Genomic DNA, 3,520 nt, shown 5'->3' with positions numbered 1-3,520 from the left:
TCTGTGATTTAAGTATCACGGTATTAAGCATGACCTGACGAAGGCGTGTTTATTCATTAACAGATTGGCAAAATTGAGTCTGAAATAAATTGTTCACTCAAGAGTTTAGATTAAGCAATTAATCTAGATGAATTGAGAACTAGCAAATTAACTGAATCAAGCGTTTTGGTATATGAATTTAGATTGAAGCTGTACAGTGTTTAAGTACACAGACAACAGATAGTAGCGATGAAGAATCGCACGGACAACACTCACTTGTAGGTGTTGACGACTGTTTGGGGTTGTATAGTCAAGTAATTAAGTGCATGTGGTGGATGCCTTGGCAGTCAGAGGCGATGAAAGACGTGATAGCCTGCGAAAAGCTCCGGGGAGGCGGCAAATATCCTTTGATCCGGAGATTTCTGAATGGGGGAACCCACCTACTTTAAGGTAGGTATTGCAACATGAATACATAGTGTTGCAAGGCGAACGAGGGGAAGTGAAACATCTCAGTACCCTTAGGAAAAGAAATCAATTGAGATTCCCTCAGTAGCGGCGAGCGAACGGGGATCAGCCCATTAAGTTATGTGTGTTTTAGTGGAACGCTCTGGGAAGTGCGAACGTAGAGGGTGATATTCCCGTACACGAAAGGGCACACATAATGATGACGAGTAGGGCGAGGCACGTGAAACCTTGTCTGAATATGGGGGGACCATCCTCCAAGGCTAAATACTCCTGACTGACCGATAGTGAACCAGTACCGTGAGGGAAAGGCGAAAAGAACCCCTGTGAGGGGAGTGAAATAGATCCTGAAACCGCATGCATACAAGCAGTGGGAGCACCTTCGTGGTGTGACTGCGTACCTTTTGTATAATGGGTCAGCGACTTATATTCAGTAGCAAGGTTAACCGTATAGGGGAGCCGTAGGGAAACCGAGTCTTAATAGGGCGTTTAGTTGCTGGGTATAGACCCGAAACCAGGCGATCTATCCATGAGCAGGTTGAAGGTTGGGTAACACTAACTGGAGGACCGAACCCACTGTCGTTGAAAAGCCAGGGGATGACTTGTGGATAGGGGTGAAAGGCTAATCAAGCCTGGTGATAGCTGGTTCTCCCCGAAAGCTATTTAGGTAGCGCCTCGGACGAATACCATAGGGGGTAGAGCACTGTTTCGGCTAGGGGGTCATCCCGACTTACCAAACCGATGCAAACTCCGAATACCTATGAGTACTATCCGGGAGACAGACTGCGGGTGCTAACGTCCGTAGTCAAGAGGAAAACAATCCAGACCGCCAGCTAAGGCCCCAAAATCATAGTTAAGTGGGAAACGATGTGGGAAGGCATAGACAGCTAGGAGGTTGGCTTAGAAGCAGCCACCCTTTAAAGAAAGCGTAATAGCTCACTAGTCGAGTCGGCCTGCGCGGAAGATGTAACGGGGCTAAAACTATGTGCCGAAGCTGCGGATTTGACATTAGTCAAGTGGTAGGGGAGCGTTCTGTAAGCCGATGAAGGTGTATTGAGAAGTATGCTGGAGGTATCAGAAGTGCGAATGCTGACGTGAGTAACGACAAAACGGGTGAAAAACCCGTTCGCCGAAAGACCAAGGGTTCCAGTCCAACGTTAATCGGGGCTGGGTGAGTCGACCCCTAAGGCGAGGCCGAAAGGCGTAGTCGATGGGAAATTGGTTAATATTCCAATACTTCTGTGTAATGCGATGAGAGGACGGAGAAGGTTAAGTCAGCCTGGCGTTGGTTGTCCAGGTGGAAGGATGTAGGTATGTATCTTAGGCAAATCCGGGGTACTCTATACTGAGATCCGATAGCAAGCTGTACTTGTACAGTGAAGTGGCTGATACCATGCTTCCAGGAAAAGTCTCTAAGCTTCAGTTACACAGGAATCGTACCCGAAACCGACACAGGTGGTCAGGTCGAGTAGACCAAGGCGCTTGAGAGAACTCTGCTGAAGGAACTAGGCAAAATGGTACCGTAACTTCGGGAGAAGGTACGCTGTTGTTGGTGATGGAACTTGCTTCCTGAGCTGACGACAGCCGCAGAAACCAGGCCGCTGCAACTGTTTATTAAAAACATAGCACTCTGCAAACACGAAAGTGGACGTATAGGGTGTGATGCCTGCCCGGTGCTGGAAGGTTAATTGATGGGGTTAGCGTAAGCGAAGCTCTTGATCGAAGCCCCAGTAAACGGCGGCCGTAACTATAACGGTCCTAAGGTAGCGAAATTCCTTGTCGGGTAAGTTCCGACCTGCACGAATGGCATAATGATGGCGGCGCTGTCTCCAGCAGAGGCTCAGTGAAATCGAAATCGCTGTGAAGATGCAGTGTACCCGCGGCTAGACGGAAAGACCCCGTGAACCTTTACTGCAGCTTGACACTGAACTTTGACCTTACTTGTGTAGGATAGGTGGGAGGCTTTGAAGTTGGAACGCTAGTTCCAATGGAGCCGTCCTTGAAATACCACCCTGGTAATGTTGAGGTTCTAACTCTGTCCCGTTATCCGGGACGAGGACCGTGTCTGGTGGGTAGTTTGACTGGGGCGGTCTCCTCCTAAAGAGTAACGGAGGAGTACGAAGGTGCGCTCAGCGTGGTCGGAAATCACGCGTAGAGTATAAAGGCAAAAGCGCGCTTAACTGCGAGACCCACAAGTCGAGCAGGTACGAAAGTAGGTCTTAGTGATCCGGTGGTTCTGTATGGAAGGGCCATCGCTCAACGGATAAAAGGTACTCTGGGGATAACAGGCTGATACCGCCCAAGAGTTCATATCGACGGCGGTGTTTGGCACCTCGATGTCGGCTCATCTCATCCTGGGGCTGAAGCAGGTCCCAAGGGTATGGCTGTTCGCCATTTAAAGAGGTACGCGAGCTGGGTTTAGAACGTCGTGAGACAGTTCGGTCCCTATCTACCGTGGGCGCTGGAAATTTGAGAGGATCTGCTCCTAGTACGAGAGGACCAGAGTGGACGAACCTCTGGTGTACCGGTTGTGACGCCAGTCGCATCGCCGGGTAGCTATGTTCGGAAGGGATAACCGCTGAAAGCATCTAAGCGGGAAGCCTACCTCAAGATAAGATTTCCCTAGGAATTTATTCCTCTAAAGAGCCGTTCGAGACTAGGACGTTGATAGGTTGGATGTGGAAGCATAGTGATATGTGAAGCTGACCAATACTAATTGCTCGTGAGGCTTGACTATACAACACCCAAGCAGTTGTATATGAAGCATCAATCGATTCATAAACATGCAAAGCAACTTGATTTAGTTAAACGCTTAGCTAAAATGAACAACGAAAAATCAGACCAATCAGCCCATCTGTAAAGATTTGGAAAACGCAACGTATCACACAGTGAATAAAACGAAGCAAGTATCCATACCAGTTGTGCTGGCGACCATAGCAAGAGTGAACCACCTGATCCCTTCCCGAACTCAGAAGTGAAACCTCTTAGCGCTGATGGTAGTGTGGGGTTACCCATGTGAGAGTAAGTCATCGCCAGCTCATTATTCTAAACACCCCCGTTCTAACGAATGGGGGTNTTT

Annotated in this window: 2 rRNA genes; both read left to right on the top strand. The window is 48.7% G+C overall.

Features of this window, described 5'->3' with window-relative positions:
* Positions 1-287: 287 nt before the first annotated feature.
* A 23S ribosomal RNA gene (locus HMPREF0013_RS23530) occupies positions 288-3,178 on the top strand.
* A gap of 186 nt (positions 3,179-3,364) precedes the next feature.
* A 5S ribosomal RNA gene (gene rrf / locus HMPREF0013_RS23525) occupies positions 3,365-3,479 on the top strand.
* Positions 3,480-3,520: the final 41 nt, after the last annotated feature.

The organism is Acinetobacter sp. SH024 (genome assembly GCF_000163635.1).
GTDB classification, from domain to species: domain Bacteria; phylum Pseudomonadota; class Gammaproteobacteria; order Pseudomonadales; family Moraxellaceae; genus Acinetobacter; species Acinetobacter pittii.
The sequence above is the reverse complement of the archived record's forward strand: the minus strand, read 5'-3'. Positions and strand labels throughout refer to the sequence as shown.